This is a genomic window from Blastococcus sp. TF02-8 (assembly GCF_003319175.1).
Lineage (GTDB): Bacteria > Actinomycetota > Actinomycetes > Mycobacteriales > Geodermatophilaceae > Blastococcus.
On record NZ_QOHK01000010.1, the window covers coordinates 26,072 to 45,643 of the forward strand.

General features: G+C 75.0%; 19 protein-coding genes. 13 read left to right on the forward strand and 6 right to left on the reverse strand.

The features are described 5' to 3' along the window. Positions 1–7 precede the first annotated feature (7 nt). The 3 genes from DQ237_RS16820 to DQ237_RS16830 form a co-directional block, all read right to left on the reverse strand. Positions 8–589, reverse strand: coding sequence for a TetR/AcrR family transcriptional regulator (locus DQ237_RS16820; RefSeq protein WP_166509658.1), 582 nt, complete (start codon positions 587–589; stop codon positions 8–10). A gap of 103 nt (positions 590–692) precedes the next feature. Next, entirely contained in the window at positions 693–1,280 is a 588-nt protein-coding gene (locus tag DQ237_RS16825; protein WP_166509659.1) for a TetR/AcrR family transcriptional regulator, read from the reverse strand. 75 nt (positions 1,281–1,355) lie between these two features. Further along, the gene (locus DQ237_RS16830) at positions 1,356–2,384 is read right to left on the reverse strand and encodes an ATP-dependent 6-phosphofructokinase (RefSeq protein ID WP_113801355.1); all 1,029 of its coding nucleotides are present in this window, start codon (positions 2,382–2,384) and stop codon (positions 1,356–1,358) included. Positions 2,385–2,535: 151 nt separating this feature from the next. On the opposite strand from DQ237_RS16830, the gene DQ237_RS16835 reads away from it, so the two are divergent. The 3 genes from DQ237_RS16835 (at position 2,536) to DQ237_RS16845 (ending at position 4,149) form a co-directional block, all read left to right on the forward strand. Further along, positions 2,536–3,276 (forward strand): GntR family transcriptional regulator, encoded by a 741-nt coding sequence (locus DQ237_RS16835; RefSeq protein ID WP_240619695.1) that lies wholly within the window; start codon positions 2,536–2,538, stop codon positions 3,274–3,276. Further along, complete coding sequence (locus DQ237_RS16840) at positions 3,273–3,746, forward strand: SRPBCC family protein (protein ID WP_113801301.1); 474 nt, start codon at positions 3,273–3,275, stop codon at positions 3,744–3,746. Before DQ237_RS16835 ends, DQ237_RS16840 begins: the two co-directional genes overlap by 4 nt. A 130-nt stretch (positions 3,747–3,876) precedes the next feature. Then, positions 3,877–4,149, forward strand: a complete 273-nt coding sequence (locus tag DQ237_RS16845) for a GlsB/YeaQ/YmgE family stress response membrane protein (RefSeq protein WP_205730261.1) — start codon at positions 3,877–3,879, stop codon at positions 4,147–4,149. Positions 4,150–4,175: 26 nt separating this feature from the next. Here the strand turns inward: DQ237_RS16845 and DQ237_RS16850 are convergent, their stop codons facing one another. Then, a complete protein-coding gene (locus DQ237_RS16850) occupies positions 4,176–4,814 on the reverse strand; it encodes an MBL fold metallo-hydrolase (protein ID WP_113801302.1) in 639 nt (212 codons plus the stop codon). Between the two features lie 117 nt (positions 4,815–4,931). On the opposite strand from DQ237_RS16850, the gene DQ237_RS16855 reads away from it, so the two are divergent. Beyond that, positions 4,932–5,153 (forward strand): hypothetical protein, encoded by a 222-nt coding sequence (locus DQ237_RS16855; protein ID WP_113801303.1) that lies wholly within the window; start codon positions 4,932–4,934, stop codon positions 5,151–5,153. A gap of 98 nt (positions 5,154–5,251) precedes the next feature. Here DQ237_RS16855 and DQ237_RS16860 read toward each other — a convergent pair whose 3' ends face one another. Then, positions 5,252–6,025, reverse strand: a complete 774-nt coding sequence (locus DQ237_RS16860) for an enoyl-CoA hydratase-related protein (protein ID WP_113801304.1) — start codon at positions 6,023–6,025, stop codon at positions 5,252–5,254. A 203-nt stretch (positions 6,026–6,228) separates the two neighbouring features. Between DQ237_RS16860 and efeU the strand changes: the two genes are divergently transcribed. The 5 genes from efeU (at position 6,229) to DQ237_RS16885 (ending at position 12,731) form a co-directional block, all read left to right on the forward strand. Further along, positions 6,229–7,107, forward strand: a complete 879-nt coding sequence (gene efeU, locus DQ237_RS16865; protein WP_113801305.1) for an iron uptake transporter permease EfeU — start codon at positions 6,229–6,231, stop codon at positions 7,105–7,107. Then, positions 7,094–8,233, forward strand: coding sequence for an iron uptake system protein EfeO (gene efeO / locus DQ237_RS16870; protein WP_113801306.1), 1,140 nt, complete (start codon positions 7,094–7,096; stop codon positions 8,231–8,233). Before efeU ends, efeO begins: the two co-directional genes overlap by 14 nt. Positions 8,234–8,240: 7 nt before the next feature. Next, the gene (gene efeB, locus DQ237_RS16875; RefSeq protein WP_113801307.1) at positions 8,241–9,539 is read left to right on the forward strand and encodes an iron uptake transporter deferrochelatase/peroxidase subunit; all 1,299 of its coding nucleotides are present in this window, start codon (positions 8,241–8,243) and stop codon (positions 9,537–9,539) included. Positions 9,540–9,741: 202 nt separating this feature from the next. Beyond that, the gene (locus DQ237_RS16880; RefSeq protein ID WP_240619696.1) at positions 9,742–11,310 is read left to right on the forward strand and encodes a protein kinase; all 1,569 of its coding nucleotides are present in this window, start codon (positions 9,742–9,744) and stop codon (positions 11,308–11,310) included. After that, positions 11,307–12,731: a protein kinase gene (locus tag DQ237_RS16885; RefSeq protein WP_240619697.1), complete on the forward strand. Its 1,425-nt coding sequence runs from the start codon at positions 11,307–11,309 to the stop codon at positions 12,729–12,731. The genes DQ237_RS16880 and DQ237_RS16885 overlap by 4 nt, the downstream gene beginning before the upstream one ends. Positions 12,732–12,743: 12 nt before the next feature. Here DQ237_RS16885 and DQ237_RS16890 read toward each other — a convergent pair whose 3' ends face one another. Further along, positions 12,744–13,406: a hypothetical protein gene (locus DQ237_RS16890; RefSeq protein ID WP_113801309.1), complete on the reverse strand. Its 663-nt coding sequence runs from the start codon at positions 13,404–13,406 to the stop codon at positions 12,744–12,746. 152 nt (positions 13,407–13,558) lie between these two features. On the opposite strand from DQ237_RS16890, the gene DQ237_RS16895 reads away from it, so the two are divergent. The 4 genes from DQ237_RS16895 to DQ237_RS16910 all read left to right on the forward strand — a co-directional run bounded on the left by DQ237_RS16895 (position 13,559) and on the right by DQ237_RS16910 (position 19,547). After that, positions 13,559–14,842: a competence/damage-inducible protein A gene (locus tag DQ237_RS16895; protein ID WP_113801310.1), complete on the forward strand. Its 1,284-nt coding sequence runs from the start codon at positions 13,559–13,561 to the stop codon at positions 14,840–14,842. Positions 14,843–14,880: 38 nt separating this feature from the next. Continuing rightward, on the forward strand, positions 14,881–16,500 hold the full coding sequence (locus DQ237_RS16900; protein WP_113801358.1) for an acyl-CoA dehydrogenase family protein: 1,620 nt from the start codon (positions 14,881–14,883) through the stop codon (positions 16,498–16,500). A 171-nt stretch (positions 16,501–16,671) separates the two neighbouring features. Continuing rightward, positions 16,672–18,729: a bifunctional diguanylate cyclase/phosphodiesterase gene (locus DQ237_RS16905; protein ID WP_113801359.1), complete on the forward strand. Its 2,058-nt coding sequence runs from the start codon at positions 16,672–16,674 to the stop codon at positions 18,727–18,729. Between the two features lie 113 nt (positions 18,730–18,842). Then, positions 18,843–19,547, forward strand: a complete 705-nt coding sequence (locus tag DQ237_RS16910; RefSeq protein ID WP_240619698.1) for an NYN domain-containing protein — start codon at positions 18,843–18,845, stop codon at positions 19,545–19,547. The last annotated feature ends 25 nt before the right edge of the window (positions 19,548–19,572 follow it).

Consider the following 19,572-nt stretch of genomic DNA (forward strand, 5'->3'; position numbering starts at 1 on the left):
CCCGGGGTCAGCGGGCCTCGTCGAGTGCGTCGAACGCCTCCTCGACGCACTCGAGCAGGCCCCGTTCCCCCGCGGCGTCGGCCCAGACGAGCAGGCCCACCGTGTACGCCGAGAGGTAGGCCGCGGCGACCACCGCGTCGGTCGGGCCGGTCGGTCGTCCGGTCGCCTCCTCGAGCTTCTCCAGCACCAGCGCCGCGGTCGCCCGCTCGAACTCTCCGGCCCGGTGGCGCAGGGCAGGTGTGGTGGCGATGACCTGCCAGCGGGCGGCCAGCACCGCCTCGTACGCGGTGCCCACGACCCCGGCCACCGCGCCGACGCACATGCCGCGCACGAGCCGGTCCAGCGGCAGCTCCTGCGGCTGCGCGGCGAGCAGGGCCGCGGTCTGCTCCGGGGTGGGCAGCTGCAGGACCACGTGCTCCTTGCTGGGGTAGTGCGCGTAGAAGGTCGGCACCGAGACGCCGGCGGCGGAGGCGATCTGGCCCACGCTGACGGCGTCGAAGCCGTGGTCGAGGAAGAGCTGCACGGCGACGGCGCCGATCCGGTGGTGGGTGTCCTCCCACCGGGCGCTCCGGCTGCCCACGTCGGTCACCGGGGCAGTCTGCCGTCCTCGCGGCGGGGAACACCTGTTCCCGGCCGTGTCCCGTGCGCCCGTCGCCGGACCGTGCCCGATCCGTTCGGCCTGGTCGAACCGCTCAGCCGGGATCGGCGCCGGCGCCGGCCAGGACGTCGAAGGCCTCGACGAGGCACTCCCGGAGATCGCGCTCGCCGTCACCGTCGGCCCATCCGAGCAGCGCGGTGGTCATGGCGGAGAAGTACGCGCCGGCGATCACGAGGTCCACCGGCCGGACCGGGCCACCACCGGTGCGGGACTCGGCCACCATCAGCGCCGTCACCCGGTCGAACTCCCCCACCCGGTGCCGCAACGACGGCGTGCCGGCGATGATCCGCCAGCGGGTGAGCAGCTGGGCTCGCTGCTCGGTGTCGAAGGCCGACATCGCGCCCACCACCGTCTCGCTGATGCGCTCTCCGAGCGTCCGGTCCGCGGGCGGGGCGCCGAAGAGCGTGGCGATCTGCTCCGGGAGGAGCAGGTTCATGACCACGTGCTCCTTGCTGGGGTAGTGCGCGTAGAAGGTCTGCACGGAGACGCCGGCGGCGGCCGCGATGCTCGCGACCGACACCTGCTCGAAGCCCTCGTCGGTGAACAGCGCGACGGCGACGTCGTAGATGCGCTCGTGGGTGGCCTCCCACTTCCGGTTGCGGCCCTCCGCCCAGTCCCCCACGAGGGCATCCTTCCCCAAGGTGATCCGGGAGGACTCGGAACCCGACCGGCTGTCCCCCGGAAGCGTTCCCGCAGGTCAGCCGGTGAAGGCGTGCGTCTCGGCCAGCCGGGCGGGCGTGACCGTCTTCAGCCGCGCCACCGCCTCGGCCAGGGGGACGAGCTCGATCTCGGTGCCGTGCAGGGCGACCATCTCGCCGAAGCGTCCCTCGTGCGCGGCGATCGCGGCGTGCAGGCCGAACCGGGTCGCCAGCACGCGGTCGAAGGAGGTGGGTGTGCCGCCGCGCTGGACGTGACCGAGCACCGTCGTCCGGACCTCCTTGCCGGTGCGCGCCTCGAGCTCCTCGCCGAGCTGCTGTGCCACGCCGGTGAAGCGGCGGTGGCCGAACTCGTCGACCCCGCCGTCGCGGATGGACATGGTCCCGGGCAGGGGGGTGGCACCTTCGGCGACGACGCCGATGACGTGGGACGCCCCTCGGGCGAAGCGGGCGCTGACGAGGCGGCAGACCTCCTCGACGTCGAACGGCTCCTCGGGGACCAGCGTCACGTGCGCACCGGCGGCGAGGCCGGCGTGCAGCGCGATCCAGCCGGCGTGCCGGCCCATGACCTCCACCAGCAGCACCCGCTGGTGCGACTCGGCGGTGGTGTGCAGCCGGTCGATCATCTCCGTGGCGATGCTGACGGCGGTGTCGAAGCCGAACGTGAGGTCGGTGCAGTCGATGTCGTTGTCGATCGTCTTCGGCACCCCCACCACCGGCACGCCGGCCTCGGAGAGCATATGGGCGGCGGTCAGCGTGCCCTCGCCGCCTATCGGGATCAGCACGTCGACTTCGTGCGCGGCGAGCACCGCCCGCATCCGGTCCAGCCCGTCGCGGAGCAGCCCGGGCGCTACGCGGGCGGACCCCAGGACGGTGCCGCCGCGGGTGAGCAGGCCGTCCACGGCGCCGACGTCGAGCGGCGTCGTCCGGTCCTCCAGCAGGCCCCGCCAGCCGTCGCGGAAACCGACGACCTCGCTGCCGTACCGGTGCTCGGCGGTCCGCACGACGGACCGGATGACGGCGTTGAGGCCGGGGCAGTCGCCCCCGCCGGTGAGGATCCCGATGCGCATCGGACCTCCCTCCGGGTCGGAAGCCGCCACCATACGTCATGACGTCTAGACGATTGCGGCGCCGCGCGCCCGACGGCGACCGCTGCCCCGCCGGTGTGACGTCTCATACGACATGACGACCAGACGTCTGGTTTCGCAGTACCTTTGCTGCGTGGTCAGCCCCGTCCCCGGACCGAAGTACCTGTCGGTCCGGGAGCACCTCCGGCGGCGCGTCGCCGCGCTCCCCGAGCTCAGCCTGCTGCCGCCCGAGCCGGTGCTGTGCGCCGAGTACGGCGTCAGCCGGATCACCCTGCGCCGGGCCGTCGACGGCCTGGTGGCCGACGGTCACCTCGTCCGCGAGCAGGGCCGCGGCACGTACGTGACCCGGCCGGCCATCCGGCACGAGTACCGCGAGAGCTTCGTGCACCGGATCGCCGGGTGGAGCTCGGTGATGACCGAGACCGGCGCCCAGGTCGGCACGACCGTCCTCACCCAGCGCATCGTCCCCGCGCCCGCAGCCGTGGCCGCCGAACTGGCCCTCGACGGCGCCGCGGACGTCATCGAGCTGCAGCGGCTGCGCAGCCTGGACGGGGCTCCCAACCACGTCGCGCACAGCTACCTGCCCGCCGACCGCTACCCCGGGGCGGCCGAGGAGGACTTCAGCCAGGGCTCCCTGTACGCCTACCTCCGCCGGGAGTACTCCGCCGACCTCGCCCACGCCCGGATCGTCGTCGACGTCGGCACCGCTGCGCCGGAGGAGGCGGAGCTCCTCCAGGTCGTGGCCGGGTCCCCGCTGCTGGTGGTGCGCACCACGGTCCGCGACAGCGCCGGCGAGCCGTTGCTGCACAGCTTCTCCCGGCTGCGCCCGGACGTCAGCCAGGTCGAGTTCGAGGTCTCGGTGGGCGGCCGATGACGAGCACCACGGCGACCGGGAGCCGGGAGGTGCCCGAGCCCCCTGCCCAGGTGTGGCGCGCGCTGGCCGTGCTGGAGCCCTACTGCTCGGTCTGCGACGTCTCCTACGTCCTCGACGGCCCCGCCGGCGCCCCGGGGATCGGGACGACGTTCGTCTGCGCCCCCGGCCGGCTGGAGGGCTCCCCCGCGGCCGGGGCGCCCCGGGGCGAGATCGTCGAGTGGGAGCCGAGCCGCCTGGTCACCACCCGGCTGCGCCTGACGCCGGAGACGTGGACGACGCGGATCGAGCTCGCCGAGGGTGCCGCGGGTGGGACGCGGGTGACCATCACCCTCACGCACGAGCCCACGACGGGCAGCCGGGTCGTCCGCCGCCTGCAGCGCGGGGCGCTGCGCCGGCTGGTGCAGCGGACGGTGGACGCCGAGCTGGCCAAGGTGCCCGCACACGTCGCCCGGGCCGCGAGCCCCTCCTGACCCTTCCCCCGACGGGGGGACCGTGCATCAGCCGGCGATCTTGGGGGTACGGCACCTCGTCGTGCACCGACGTGCGCAACCGGCGAGTGCCGGGATGGGGGCCACGTCGGTACGAACGAAGGAGAAAGCTGTGCAGATCCTCGGGCTCATCGTGGTCGGCCTCATCATCGGAGCGCTCGCTCGCCTCCTGAAGCCCGGCCGTCAGAAGCTGAGCGTCGTCGCGACGCTGCTGCTGGGCGTCGTCGGCGCCGTGATCGGCGGGCTCATCGGCCACCTGTTCAACAAGAACACCGGCATCTTCGAGCTCAACTTCCTGGGCTTCGTGTTCGCCGTGATCGCGGCCATCCTCCTGCTGGGTGTCGCCGAGGGCCTCTCCGGCCGGTCGCGCGGCGCCGTCCGCTGACCCGTCCCCGGGGGAGGCGGCCGAGCTCAGAGCTCGACCGCCTCCCCCGGGGCCAGACGGCCGTAGGGCGTCGGGATACCGGGCCCCCGCTCGCCGAGCAGCCCCGCGACGCCGGCGAGGCCGGTGTCGTTGAGCAACCCGTCGTGGATCGCGTACGCCTGGTCGGCGTCCACGGCGCGCACGTAGTCGATCACCTCGGCCAGCTTCGACCAGGGCGCGTGCACCGGCAGCAGCAGCGTCGGCACCGGTTCCCCGGGCACGGTGAGCGCGTCGCCGGGGTGGAACACCAGGCCGTCGACCAGGAACCCGATGTTGGGGATCCGCGGGATCTCCGGGTGGATCACCGCGTGCAGCTCGCCGTGCACGTGCACGTCGAACCCCGCCACGGTGACCGCGTCGCCGTCGCCCACCACGTGCACCCGGCCGCCGGTGCCCTCCAGCTGGGCGGCGACCGAACCGTTGGTCCACACCTCCAGAGCCGGATCGGCGTCCATGGCCGCGCGCAGCCGGTCGGGCGTGAAGTGGTCGAAGTGCTCGTGCGTGACCAGCACCGCGGTCGCACCCTGCAGCACCGCCGGGTCGGTGAACGCCCCCGGGTCGATGACCAGGCGGCGCTCGCCGTCGGTCAGGACGACGCAGGCGTGCCCGTGCTTCGTGAGCTCCATGGGCGCATCCTGCACCCGCGGCGGGCAGCGCGCGCCGGGCGGTCGGTCTCACCCCTCCGGGTGGGACCCGGGCCGATCCCCGTAACCCGAGGCGGCGCGGCCGCCGACGTCCTCCCCATGATGCTGCAGACCATCGTCTTCGCCGCCGCCCGCAGCCGCGCCCACGGGCCCACGGCCCCGCTGTGGCACGCCGTGGAGCTGCACCGGCCGACCGCCGAGATCGACGGTGCGTGCGAGCTGACGGTCTGCGGCGAGCTGGCCCGCGTCGTGCCCGAGGAGCAGTGGCCCGTCCGCGCTGCGGACGTCTGCCCGGTGTGCGCCGTCCTCGCGCGCTCCTGAGAGCACCGCTGACGCCCCACCCCTGACGCCCTGCCCCCGGGCCGGTCCGGCCCACCCCGGCGGCAGGTGCACCCGTCCCGGCTCCGCGCCGGGTCCGCTCAGCGCCCGGTGAACACCGGCGGGCGCTTGGCCAGGAACGCCTCGACGGCCTCCCGGTGGTCGGCGCTCCGCCCCACTTCGGTCTGCAGCCGGGCCTCGAGGGCCAGCGTCTCCGCCAGGGAGTCCGTCGCCGCGGTCGCCAGCACGGTCTTGACGGCGCGGTAGGCCGCGGTCGGCCCGACCGCCAGCCGCTCGGCCAGCGCACGGGCCTCGTCGAGCACCTGGTCCGCGGGGACGACCCGGTGCACCAGCCCCCAGTCCCCCGCCTGCTCCGCCAGGAACGGCTCGGGGAACAGCAGCAGCTCCGCCGCCCGGGAACCGCCCACGCTGTGCACGAGCCGGGCCGCCAGCGCGGAGTCGCTGGACAGTCCGATGCCGGTGAACGCGGTGGTGAACTTCGCCCCGGCGGCGGCCACGCGGATGTCACCGGCCAGCGCGATGCCGAGCCCCGCGCCGGCGCACGCGCCGTTGATCGCGACGACGACCGGCACCCGCAGCGCGGCCAGTGCCAGGACCAGCGGGTTGTACTCCTCCTCGACGACCGACAGGGGCGCCGCTGCTCCCTGGAGCTCCGCGAGGTGCTCGCCCAGGTCCTGGCCGACGCAGAACGCGCGTCCGGTGCCGGTGAGCAGGACCGCGCGCACGCTCTCGTCCCCGGCGACGGCGTCGACCGCGGCCAGGAGGTCACGACGTGCGGCGTGGGTGAGGCCGGGGCGCAGCAGGGTCAGCGTGGCGACGCCGCCGGCGTCCTCCCTGGTCACGGTCTCGGACATCGGCGTCCCGCCTCCCGGCTCGGTCGGTGCGCGGCGCGGTCCGCCGACGTCCCCGGGGCCACCCTGTCACGCGGTCCGGACCGCCCGGCGAGACCCCTCGTCCCCCGCCCGCGGGACGGGCGGTGCACGAGTGACGGGAGCGGGTCTAAGGTGAGGCTGCCCTACGTCCGCCGGCGTGGGTCGTCGTCACAGATCGGGTCCCCATGGGTCAGGCCTTCCTCGCCAGCTTCCTGATCGGACTCCGCGAGGGGCTCGAAGCCACCCTCGTCGTGAGCATCCTGGTCGCGTACCTGGTCAAGTCCGGCCGCCGGAAGCAGCTCCTGCCGCTGTGGCTGGGCGTGCTCGCCGCGGTCGCGCTGTCGGTGCTCTTCGGGGGCCTGCTCAGCTTCACCGAGACCACGCTGCTGGCCGACTACCGCTCCCGCGAGCTGTTCGAGGCGATCACGTCGGTCATCGCGGTCGCCCTGGTCACCTGGATGATCTTCTGGATGCGGCGCACCTCGCGCCGGCTCAAGGGCGAGCTGCACGGCAAGCTGGAGACGGCGATCGGGGTCGGCACCCTGGCCGTGGCGGGCATCGCCTTCGTCTCGGTGATCCGCGAGGGGCTGGAGACGGCGCTGCTCTTCTACGCGGCCGCCCAGGGCGCGAGCGACGGCGCCACCCCGCTCGTGGCGATCTCGCTGGGCGTGCTCGCGGCGATCGCCCTGGGCGCCGGGCTCTACGCCGGTGCGATCCGGGTGAACCTCGGCCGGTTCTTCACCGTCAGCGGCGTCCTCCTGGTCTTCGTGGCCGCCGGGATCCTGAAGTACGGCGTGCACGACTTCCAGGAGGCCGGTGTCCTGCCCGGGCTGGACGTGCTGGCCTTCGACATCTCCGGCGTCCTGGACCCCGACAGCTGGTACGGCGCCACGATCGCCGGGATGTTCAACATCACCGCCGCTCCCACGGTCCTCGAGGCGCTGGCCTACGTGGTCTACCTGGTGCCGGTCCTCGCCCTCTTCCTCTGGCCCGAGCGCCAGGCCCCCGGCCGCGGCGCCGCCGCCCCCACGACCACGGAGAACCCCTCGCATGTCGCTGCGTGACCACCGCCTCGCCCTCCTCCCCCTCCTGGCGACCGCGGCACTGACCGCTGCCTGCGGCGGCTCCGACGACGGCGACGGCGGGGGCGGGCCGACCGACCGGATCGCCGTCGCCGCCTCCGACGACGCGTGCGACGTGGACACCACGGAGCTGCCCGCCGGCGTCCACCGGTTCACGGTGGAGAACAGCGGCAGCAAGGTCACCGAGTTCTACGTCTACGCCGAGGGCGACCGGGTCATGGCCGAGGTCGAGAACATCGCGCCGGGCCTGTCCCGCGACCTGCCGGTCGAGCTGCCGGCAGGGGAGTACGAGGCCGCCTGCAAGCCGGGCATGGTCGGCGACGGCATCCGCACCCGGCTCACCGTCACCGGCGAGTCCGCGAAGCTGTCGGAGGACGAGCGCCTCGCCCAGGCGGGGACGGACTACCAGCGGTACGTGCAGAGCCAGACCGCAGCCTTCCTGGAGCGGACGACGGCGTTCGTCGACGCGGTGAAGGCCGGCGACGTCGAGGGCGCCAAGGCCCTCTACCCGGTCGCCCGCACGTACTGGGAGCGGACCGAGCCGGTGGCCGAGAGCTTCGGCGATCTCGACCCGATCATCGACGGCCGGGAGGGCGACCAGGAGCCGGGGCAGGACTTCACCGGCTTCCACCGCATCGAGCAGGCGCTCTGGGTGGGCGGGACCACCGAGGGAATGGCCACCTACGCCGACCAGTTGCTGACCAACGTGCAGGAGATCGTCGACCGGGCCAACCAGGTCACGCTCGACCCGCTGCAGCTCGCCAACGGCGCCAAGGCGCTGCTGGACGAGATCGCCACCGGGAAGATCACCGGCGAGGAGGAGCGGTACTCCCACACCGACCTCTGGGACTTCGACGCCAACCTCGAGGGGTCGAAGGCCGCGGTCCAGGCCCTGCGCCCGTACCTCGAGGAGAACGACCCGGAGCTGGTCGCCCAGATCGACGAGCGGTTCGCCGCCGTGGAGAGCGAGCTCGAGCAGTACCGGGCAGGAGAGGGCTGGATGCTCTACGACCAGCTCAGCCAGGAGAACCTGCGCGGCCTGAGCGACAGCGTCACCGCCCTGACCGAGTCGGTGAGCCAGGTCGCGGCGGTCGTCGCCGATCGATGAGGACGTCATGAGCGAGTCGTCCGGCCCCGCGCCCCAGGCCGCCGGCCTGTCGCGCCGGCGGCTGTTCGGGCTGGTCGGGGCCGGCACCGCGGGCGCCCTCGTGGCCGGCGGCGTGGGTGGTGCCATCGGCCGGGCCACGGCCGACGACGCTCCGGCCGGTCCGTCCGCCACGGACGCCGTCCCCTTCACCGGCGCGCACCAGGCGGGCATCGTGACGCCGGCGCAGGACCGGCTGCACTTCGTGGCCTTCGACGTGACCACGGACAGCCGCGAGGACCTCGTGGAGATGCTCCGTGCGTGGACCGAGGCGGCCCGACGCATGACGGCGGGCCAGGACGCCGGCCCGGTCGGCGCGGTCGACGGGAACCGCTACGCGCCACCGGACGACACCGGCGAGGCCCTCGGGCTGCCGCCGTCGGGGCTGACCCTGACCATCGGCTTCGGGCCGACGCTGTTCACGGCCGCCGACGGGACGGACCGGTTCGGCCTCGCCGCCCGGCGGCCGGCGCCCCTGGCGGAGCTGCCGGCGTTCCCCGGCGACCAGCTCGACCCGGCGCTCAGCGGCGGGGACATCTGCATCCAGGCCTGCGCCAACGACCCCCAGGTGGCGGTGCACGCGGTGCGCAACCTGGTCCGCCTGGGCGCCGGCGTGGTGAGCGTCCGCTGGTCGCAGCTGGGCTTCGGCCGGACGTCGTCCACCTCGACCGGCCAGGCCACCCCGCGCAACCTGTTCGGCTTCAAGGACGGCACCGACAACCTCAAGGCCGAGAACGCCACCGCTCTCGACCGCTTCGTGTGGGTCGACCGGGGGGACAGCGGCGGCGACTGGCTGGCCGGCGGCTCCTACCTGGTCACCCGGCGCATCCGCATGCTGATCGAGCCCTGGGACACCTCCTCGCTCGACGAGCAGGAGAAGACGATCGGCCGGACCAAGGGTGCCGGTGCCCCGCTCGGCCAGCGGGCCGAGTTCGACCCGGTCGACTTCACTGCGCGCGCCGACGGCGACGCCGCGATCCCGGAGACCTCGCACGTGTTCCTGGCCCACCCGACGAACTCCGGGACGGCGATCCTGCGACGTGGCTACAGCTTCGTCGACGGGTCCGACGGGCTCGGCCGGCTCGACGCGGGGCTGTTCTTCATCGCCTACCAGCGCGACCCGGAGACCGGGTTCGTCCAGGTGCAGCGCAATCTGCGCACCGACCGGCTCAACGAGTACATCCGGCACACCTCCTCGGCCGTGTTCGCCTGCCCGCCCGGACTGCGGGACGAGCACGACTGGTGGGGTCGCCAGCTGTTCGGCGGGTGACGAAGGGGTCCGTGTCCCCGTGCGTACACGGCGCAACCGGCGCGCCGTCCACGGCGTCCGGAGGCGCCGGGTGGTCAGGAGCGGTGTCACCCGTCGGAGACGATGTGTGCGCCCGCCATGTGTAGGTGGGCAGCGGAGTGGACAGCATCGGGAACGGTGCGACCGCCAGGACGGCGGACGGCGGAGACGAGGAGTGGCAGCGGTGGTGGAACCGGGGCGCAGGTGCCTGGGGAACCGCTACGAGCTGCACCAGCTCATCGCCGCCGGCGGCATGGGCCAGGTGTGGCGCGGGCTGGACATCGCCCTGCACCGGCCGGTCGCCGTCAAGGTGCTGCGCAGCGAGTACACCGGGGATCCGACCTTCGTCGCCCGGTTCCGGGCCGAGGCCCAGCACGCCGCGGCGCTCAGCCACCCGAACATCGCCGCGGTGTTCGACTACGGCGAGGAGACGGCCCAGGACGGCTCCGGTGAGACCCTCGCCTACCTGGTGATGGAGCTCGTCGAGGGCGAGCCCCTGTCGGCGCTGCTCCGCCGTGAGGGGGCGCTCCCCACGGGCACGACCCTGGCCCTGCTCCGCCAGACCGCCGCCGCCCTGGCCGAGGCCCACCGCGTCGGCATGGTGCACCGCGACGTGAAGCCGGGGAACATCCTGGTACGCCCCGACGGCGCCGTGAAGATCACCGACTTCGGGATCGCCTGGTCCGCGCGCAGCGTCGCCCTCACCCGCACCGGCCAGGTCATCGGCACGCCGCAGTACCTCTCGCCGGAACAGGCGGAGGGCCGGCACGCCAGCCCGGCCAGCGACGTCTACGCGCTCGGACTCATCGGGTACGAGTGCCTGACCGGGCATCCCGCCTTCGACGGCGACAACGCCGTCACGATCGCCCTCAAGCAGGTGCAGCAGGACCCCGAGCCGCTCCCGGGCGAGCTCCCACCGGGGGTCCGCACCCTGATCGGGCGCGCGCTGCTCAAGGACCCGTCCGCGCGGATCAGTGACGGCGCGGCCTTCGCGGCCGCGATCGCCGACGTCGAGGCCGGCCGTGAGCTGCCGCCGCAGGACGGCACGGTCGTCGCGTCAGCCGTGCCCGCGCCCCGGGGCGGCCGCGGCGCCTCCGCGGAGCCGGCCGGACCCCGGACCGAGCCTGGCCTGGCCGGGCCGCCCGTCCCCCGCCGCCGGAACCGGCTGGCCGTCGCGCTGCTCCCCCTGCTGGGGCTGCTCGCGGGCGCCGGGATCACCGCCGCGGTGCTGAACTTGCTCACCCAGGACACGCCGTCGTCGACCGCCGCCGCGGCCGAGCAGCGGGTCAGCGGCAGCTTCGTGCTCGACGAGGAGGACTACGTCGGCCGCCCGGTCGGCGAGGTCACCGACCGGCTGACCGCTCTGGGCCTCACGGTCACCGTGCGCGCCGAGGTGCGCGACGACGTCGAGCCCGACCGCGTCACCGGCATCGAACCGGCGGGCAAGGCGCTGCGTGCAGGCGACGACGTCGTCGTGCGCTACGCGGCGGCCGCCCCGCGGCGCAGCGGGAACGCGGGATCGGCCGTCACCGGGGCCGCGATCGACCCGCTGGGCTCGACGCCGAGCACCACCCCGGAGGCCACGACCGCGCCGACCGGCACCACCGCCCCGGTCACGACGACCCCCTCGCTGCCGGCCTCGCCCACGCCAACCGGTCCCACCGCCCCGTCGGAGCCGACCGAGCCCTCCACCGCGCCCGAGACCCCGACGGCCACCGCCACCTCGGCCGCACCCACGACCGCGGGCCCGTGACGCCCGGCTCCGGTCCGGCCGGGGCACGCCTGCTGGGCGGCCGCTACGAGCTGCTGTCGCTGCTGGCCACCGGCGGCATGGGGCAGGTGTGGCGGGGGCGGGACACCGTGCTGCACCGTCCGGTGGCCGTGAAGGTGCTGCGCAGCGAGTACACCGGCGACGCGACGTTCCTCGCCCGGTTCCGCGCGGAGGCCCAGCACACCGCCGCGCTCACCCACCGCAACATCGCCGCGCTCTTCGACTACGGCGAGGGCTCAGCCGACGGCGAGCACGTGGCGTTCCTGGTGATGGAGCTGGTGGAGGGGGAGTCGCTGGCGCAGCTGCTCGCCCGCGAGGGGCGGCTGGACTGCGAGCGCACCCTCGACGTGCTGGGCCAGGCGGCAGCGGGCCTGGCGGCAGCGCACCGTGCCGGCCTGGTGCACCGCGACGTCAAGCCCGGCAACCTGCTGGTGGGCACCGACGGCACGGTGCGGATCACCGACTTCGGCATCGCCTGGTCGGCCGGCAGTGCCCCGCTGACCCAGACCGGCCAGGTCGTCGGCACCGCCCACTACCTCTCGCCCGAGCAGGCAGCGGGGGAGAAGGCCGGCCCCGCCAGCGACGTGTACGCCCTCGGGATGATCGGCTACGAGTGCCTGGCGGGGCACCGTGCCTTCGACGGCGACAACTCGGTCCAGATCGCGCTGCGGCAGTTGCGCGAGGTGCCGGCGCCGCTCCCCGGGGACGTGCCCGAGCAGGCGCGGCTCCTGGTGGACCGGGCGTTGCTCAAGGATCCCGCGGAGCGGTTCGGGGACGGCGCCGCGTTCCGGCAGGCGGTGGAGGACGTCCTCGCGGGGCGCCCCCTCGAGCCCGTGGAGCGGTCCGGCGACACCCGCCCGTTCACCCCGGCGGGTGCGGGGCGCGCCCCGCTCCGCCGACGGCTGGTGGCGCCGGCCGCAGCACTCCTGGTGGGCGCCGCGCTGGGGGTGGCGGTGCTCCGGACGCAGAGCGACCCGCCCCTGGCGCCGACCACCGCCGCCGAGGCGCCGGAGCCGGTCGTCGTCCGCGCGGAGGACGTCGTCGGACGGCCGGTCGACGTCGTGGAGGCCGAGCTCGTCGACCGTGGGATGGGGGTCCGGCGCGAGGCCCGCGAGAGCGTGGACGCCGTGCCGGGGAGCGTGCTGGCGGCGAGCCCGATCGGCAGCCTGCCGCCCGGCACCGTCGTCACCCTCACCTATGCGGTGGCCGGGCCGGCCCCGGCTCCCGCCCCGACCCTCCCGCCGGTCACGGAGGTGGCCGTGCCGGCTCCCGTCCCGGCGCCCGCCCCTGCTCCGGCCACGGCCGGGGACGGTGGAGCCGCCGAGCCGCGGGGCGGCGGCAACGGCCGCGGGAACGGGCACGGCAACGGCGGGAACGGCAACGGCGGGAACGGCCGGGGCTGATCCGCCGAGGGCTCAGGAGGTGCGGCGACCCGCCGTGAGCCAGAGCGCACCGCCGAGGGCGCCGAGCGCCGCGGTGAGCAGGAAGCCGCGGTCGCTGTCGGCGTTCGGCAGCACGACGAGCACCCAGAAGACGGCCAGGCCGACGAGCCCGCCGGCCGCGATCCCCCAGCCGGCCCCGCCGAGCCGCCGCCCGGCGGGCAGCAGCGCGGCCGCCGCCGCGAGGCCGAGGACGGCGCACAGGGTGGCGAACGCCGACCACAGTGGCAGGGCCGACCAGAAGGACTCGGTGCCGAACTCCAGCGCCAGGCCCAGCTCGAGCAAGACCAGGGATGCGACGACGAGCCCCGCGGCTGCGAGCAACGTCCGGTCGCGCGGAGCCCGGGTCCTCGCCGCGGCCGCGGGCGCGGCGTCGTTCTCCAGGGTCTGCGGCCAGGACGCCGCGGCCGGGGGAGGGGGCGGGGTGCCGAGGCCGGGGAGTCCCGGGACGAAGTCCACCGGGCCGGTGGAGCGTGCCTCCGACGGCTCGGGCGCGGGTGCGGGCGACGAGGGCGGGGGCAACTGCTGCACGGAGGTGGCCCCGGTCGCCGGCGGCACGACCACCGGGATCTCCTGCGTGGTCGGCTGGCGCGGACCGTCGGTCGGTTCGGGGGACTGCGGATCGGACGGCGTGCTCACGGGTGCCTCCTCGCGGATCCGGCGGGAGCCGGTCGGTGCCTGTCGCCCTCGCACGCTATCGGCGCCCTCCCCGGGCGGCAGCCGGGCACCCCGATCGGGTGTCGGCAGACCCGCCCCTGCCGGGTCACCCGCCCGCACCTAGGGTCGGCCCCGTGGTCCTGCGCGCCGGCATCGTCGTCACCGGTACCGAGGTGCTCACGGGCCGGGTCGCCGACCGCAACGGCCCCTGGCTGGCCGAGGAGCTGCGCCGGCTGGGCGTCGACGTCGGCCACGTCGTCGTGGTCGGCGACCGACCCGAGGACCTCCGGGCGGCGCTGTCGTTCCTGGCCGGAATCGGCACCGACCTGCTGATCACCTCGGGTGGGCTCGGCCCCACGGCGGACGACCTCACCGCCCAGGTGGTGGCGGAGTTCCAGGGCCGCCCGTCGGCGGTGGACCCCGCCCTCGAGCAGCGGGTGGGTGCCGTCGTGGAGCGGCTGATGGCCCGTCGGGGCTGGCGGGCGGACCCGGAGGCGACCGCCGCGGGCGTGCGCAAGCAGGCCGCCGTCCCCACCGGGGCGACCGTCCTGGAGCCGGTCGGCACGGCCCCCGGCCTGGTCGTCCCACCCGCCGAGGGCCGGGACGGCCCGCCGGTGGTGGTGCTCCCCGGGCCCCCGGGTGAGCTGCAGGGCATGTGGCCGGACGCGGTCGCCGCACCGCAGGTGCGCGCTCTCCTCGAGGGGCAGCCGGAGCTCCACCAGCGGACGCTGCGGCTGTGGGGGACGTTGGAGGCCCAGCTGGCCGCGACGCTCCGCGAGGTCGAGCCGGAGCTCGGCGGGCTGGAGATCACCACCTGCCTGCGGGAGGGCGAGCTGGAGATCGTCACCCGCTTCGCCCCCGACGCGCAGCCTGCCTACAACCGGCTGGCCGAGGTGGTCGCGCAGCGGTACGCGGCGACCCTGTTCTCCACCGGACCGACGCTCGACGAGCTGGTCACCGGCGCGCTGGCCGACCGGGGGCTCCGCATCGCGACCGCCGAGTCGTGCACCGGTGGCCTGCTCGCGGCCCGGCTGACCGCGCGGCCCGGCGCCTCGGCCTCGGTCCTCGGCGGGGTCACCGCCTACGCCGACGACGCCAAGCGGGAGCTGCTCGGCGTGCCGGCGGAGCTGCTCGCCGAGCACGGGGCGGTGAGCCCGGAGGTCGCGCGTGCCCTGGCGGACGGTGCGCGGGCACGGTTCGGGGCCGACGTGGGCGTGGGGATCACCGGGATCGCCGGCCCGGGCGGTGGCACGGAGAGCAAGCCCGTGGGCACCGTGCACGTCTGCGTGGCCGGCCCCGAGGGGGCGCGGGAACGGGCCCTGCGGCTGCCGGGATCACGGACGGTCGTGCGGGAACGATCCGTCACGATGGCGATGCACCTGCTCCGCGAGCTGCTGCTGGGCGGTCCGCCCGCCTGAGGGGTCGGGCTGTGAGCGCGACCACGTACGGTGCCGCCATGACCACCACCCACGAGGTCACCAACCAGGTCCCGCCGCTGGTCGGGCACGACCCGATCGCCGGTGACACCGCCCTCGTCGAGGCCTGCCTGCGGCATGCCGACGAGGCGACGCTCGCCTCCCTCGGCGAGCTCGGCCGCCTGGCCGGCAGCGAGCAGGCGCAGGAGTGGGGCCGGCTGGCCAACGAGAACCCGCCGCGGCTGCGCACCCACGACCGCTACGGGCACCGCGTCGACGAGGTCGAGTTCCACCCCGTCTGGCACGAGCTGATGCGCAGCGCCGTCGAGCACGGCCTCGCCGGCGCCCCGTGGGTCGATCCCGGCCCCCACGCGCACGTGCGCCGGGCGGTGGGCTACCTGGGCTGGACGCAGGTGGACATGGGGCACGGCTGCCCGGTGACGATGACCTACGCGGTCGTGCCCGCGCTGCGCCGCGCCCCGGAGCTGGCCGCCCGCTACGAGCGGGGCCTCACCGCCCGGGCCTACGAGTTCGGACTCGCCGAGCCCACCGGCAAGGCCGGGCTGATCGCCGGCATGGGCATGACCGAGAAGCAGGGTGGCTCCGACGTGCGGGCCAACGCCACCCGCGCCGTTCCGCGCCCCGACGGCAGCTACGCGCTGACCGGTCACAAGTGGTTCACCAGCGCGCCGATGAGCGACCTGTTCCTCGTCCTGGCCCAGCTCGACGAGGGCGTCTCCTGCTTCGCGGTGCCTCGGGTCCTGCCCGACGGCAGCCGCAACGTCTTCCGGCTGCAGCGGCTCAAGGACAAGCTCGGCGACCGGTCCAACGCCTCCAGCGAGGTCGAGTTCGACGGCACCACCGGCTGGCTGGTGGGGGAGCCGGGCCGCGGTGTGCCGGCGATCATCGAGATGGTCAACATGACCCGGGTCGACTGCGTGCTCGGCTCCGCCGCGACCGTCCGGGCCTCCCTGACCCAGGCGATCCACCACGCCCGCCACCGGTCGGCCTTCGGGGCCCGGCTGGTGGACCAGCCGCTCATGGGCAACGTGCTCGCGGACCTGGCCGTGGAGAGCGAGGCGGTCACCGCGCTGGCGATCCGGCTGGCGGCGGCGGTCGACCAGGGCGAGGCGGCGTTCCTCCGCCTCGCCGGTGCGGCGGCCAAGTACTTCGTCTGCAAGCGGACCCCGGGCGTCGTCGCGGAGGCCATGGAGGTGCTCGGTGGCAACGGCTACGTCGAGGAGTCGGGTCTGCCCCGGCTGTACCGGCAGGCGCCGCTGAACTCCATCTGGGAGGGCTCGGGCAACGTCATCGCCCTCGACGTGCTGCGCGCCCTCGAGCGCTCGGGGGAGTCGCTGGCCGCCGTCGTCGCGGAGCTCGAGCTCGCCCGGGGCGCCGACCGGCGGTACGACGACGCGGTGAAGCGGCTGTCCGCCGAGCTCGGGGACCGGGACGGGCTGCCCTTCCGTGCCCGCCGGATCGCCGGGCAGCTGGCGCTCTGCCTGCAGGGCTCGCTGCTGCTGCGGCACGCCCCGGCCGCCGTCGCCGACGCCTTCTGCGCGTCCCGCCTGGGCGGAGAGGCCGGCAGCGTGCTGGGGACGCTGCCCGCCGGCACCGCCGTGCGCGGGATCGTGGAACGTGCCGGCGTGACGGCTCCCTGACGATCGCCGGCGGCTACTACTCTCGGGAGCGGTTCACGTGCTGCCCGCTCCTCCGGGTCGGTCGGCCGGGCCCGGAGTCCGCAGGCGCGGACCGGACGATGGACGAGAGCGGGCAGCGTGCAACCAGGTGACGACCGGCCCCCGGCGGGCCGGCCCGACCCCCTGGGCAGCGTGCCCGATGCGGTCTACCGCCTCGACCCGCAGGGCCGGTTCGCCTACCTGAACACCGCGGCCGAGCAGATGCTCGGGCGCACGGCCGAGGAGCTCCTCGGCCGGAGCGTCGTGGAGACCTTCCCGGCGTTGCGCGGCTCCCTGGCCGAGGAGCAGTACCGGCAGGTCCTCGGGGACGGCCGGCCGCGGGAGTTCCAGTTCTTCTACGAGCCCATGGGCCGCTGGTTCGAGGTGCGGGTCTTCCCCGATCCCGGCGGTGCGGCGGTGCTGTTCCGCGACATCGACGGACGGCGGCGCAGCGACGAGGAGCGCGACAGCCAGCTGCGCGGGCTCACCGCCGTCCTGGAGGCGCTGCCCTCGCCGACCGTGCTGGTCGGTCCCGACGGGCGGATCCTGTCCGCCAACGGCGCCTGGACGCGCAGTGCGGAGGTCCTGCCCGGGCCGGCCTGGCCCGGCCGCCCCGGCGAGGACTACCTGACCGCGATGACCCGGGGCCTGGGCGCCCGGGCGCACGCCCAGCTCACCGAGGGTCTGCGCAGCCTGCTGGCGGAGACCTCCCGGTCCGACGGTCGCACCTTCTCCCTCGACTACTCGGCCGACAGCCCTCGCGGCACGGTCTGGTTCCACCTCCGGGCGACCCGCGTCGACAGCGACGGTCGCGTGGTCGTCACGCACACCGACGTCACCGAGCAGGTCCGCTCGCGCGAGGAGCTGGAGTGGAAGGTCCGGCACGACGACCTGACCGGCCTGCCCAACCGTTCCCGGCTGCTCGAGCTGACCGACGAGGCGCTCAGCGCGCCGGACGGTCCCGGTGGCGCACTGCTCATGCTGGACCTGGACGGCTTCAAGACGGTCAACGACTCCCTCGGTCACCAGATCGGCGACGAGCTGCTCCGGCAGGTCGCCGGGCGGTTGTCGGAGGAGCTCCGGCCCGGGGACACGGTGGCGCGGCTGGGCGGTGACCAGTTCGTCGTGCTGGCCCTGGGCTGCGACGCCTCGGAGGCCGCGGCGCTGGCGTTCCGGTTGCAGACGGTCTTCGCCCTGCCGTTCCAGGTCGGGGAGATCACCGTTCCGCTGAGCGCCAGCATCGGCGTCGCCGTGGCGCGTCCCGAGGTCCGCGACGCCCACCACCTGCTCAGCGACGCCGACGCCGCCATGTTCGCCGCCAAGAGCTCGGGCCGGGACCGGGTGCACCTGTTCTCCCCGTCGCTGCGCGAGGCGGCCCGCTGGCGGCTGGAGGTGGCCACCAAGCTGCGGGGCGACGCGATCGACCAGCTCGTCGTCCACTACCAGCCCGTCGTGCGGCTGGACACCGGCCAGATCGACGGCGTCGAGGCGCTCGTGCGCTGGCAGCACCCGGAGCGGGGCCTGCTGCCGCCGGACACCTTCCTGTCCGTCGCCGAGGAGACCGGGCAGATCATCCCCATCACCCGGTGGCTGTTGCGCGAGACGACCCGCCGCGCCGCCGAGTGGGCCGCCCAGGGCCTGCGGCTGCGGATGTCGGTGAACGTGAGCGCCCGCCACTTCTCCGCCGAGACGCTGGTCCGCGATGTCCGGGTCGCGCTCCAGCAGTCGGGTCTGCCGGCCGACCAGCTCGTCCTCGAGCTGACCGAGACCAGCGTCGCCGAGGACCCCACCCGCGCCGAGGACCAGCTCTCGGTGCTGCGCAGCTTCGGGGTTCGGGTGGCCATCGACGACTTCGGCACCGGCTGGTCCTCGCTGGCCCAGCTGTTCTCCCTGCCCATCGGGACGCTGAAGATCGACCGGTCCCTGCTGGCCGCCGCCGAGCGGGTGGCGGTGGGCGACACCGGAGCGGTCCTCGCCGCGATCGTCGGCCTCACCCGCACCCTGGGCATCCGGTCGGTGGCCGAGGGCATCGAGACCCCCGACCACCTGCGGATGGTGCGTGCCGCCGGCTGCGACCTGGCCCAGGGCTGGCTGCTCGGCCGCCCGATGCCCGGCGACCGGCTGCTCGCGTGGGCGCGCGAGGTCCAGCAGGCCGGCGGGGACCTGTGCGCGCTCGCCGTGTCCGGCCGGGCCACTCCCGTCCGCGGGTGAACGTCCGCCGCCGCGTGCGGCGGGCCACCTCGCCGGTCGGTCCGCCTCCGCCGGTCGACCCGGGTCCGCCGCCCCCGCTCCCGGTCCGGGCGGAGGACCGGCAGACTGGGCCCGTGCTGGACACCCCCGACACCCTCGACGGCGCCACCGGCGCGCGCCCGGACGCCGTCGACGACGGCCGGGACCGGCCTGCGCTGGACCTGCTCATCTGGGACGCGCCGAACATCGACATGACCCTGTCGACGGTGATCGGCGCGCGGCCCACCGCCGCCTCCCGGCCCCGCTTCGACGCGATCGCGGCGTGGTTCGTCGAGGGCGCCGGCGGGGTCGGTGCAGCCCCGGACGCCCCGGACGTCGAGGCGTGCGTGTTCGCCAACATCCCGCCGCAGCCGGGGTCGCTGCAGCGCTGGGTGGAGGCGCTGCGCGGTTTCGGCTACTCGGTGTTCGCCCGGCCCAAGAGCCAGCCCGACGACGACATCGACCAGGACATGCTCGACCACATCGCGGTGCGCGCGCACAGCCACCGGCTGCGGCGGCTCCTGGTCTTCTCCGGCGACGGCCGCAACTTCGCCGAGCCGCTCGAGGAGCTGGCCCGCCAGGGCACGCAGGTCGTCGTGGTCGCGTTCAGCGAGGTGGCCGGCTACGCGATCGGGTCGGACCTGCTGGAGTTCATCGACATCGAGGACGTGCCGGGCGCGTTCACCGAGCCGCTGGACCGCGTCCGTCTCGACGCGCTGCCGCCGGACGGTGCGTGGCTGCGGCCCACCCGGAGCCTGCGCGACTTCGTCGCGGGCTTCACCGCGCGCCGCAACGGCTGAGGAGGACCGGCTGCGTCACCCGCTC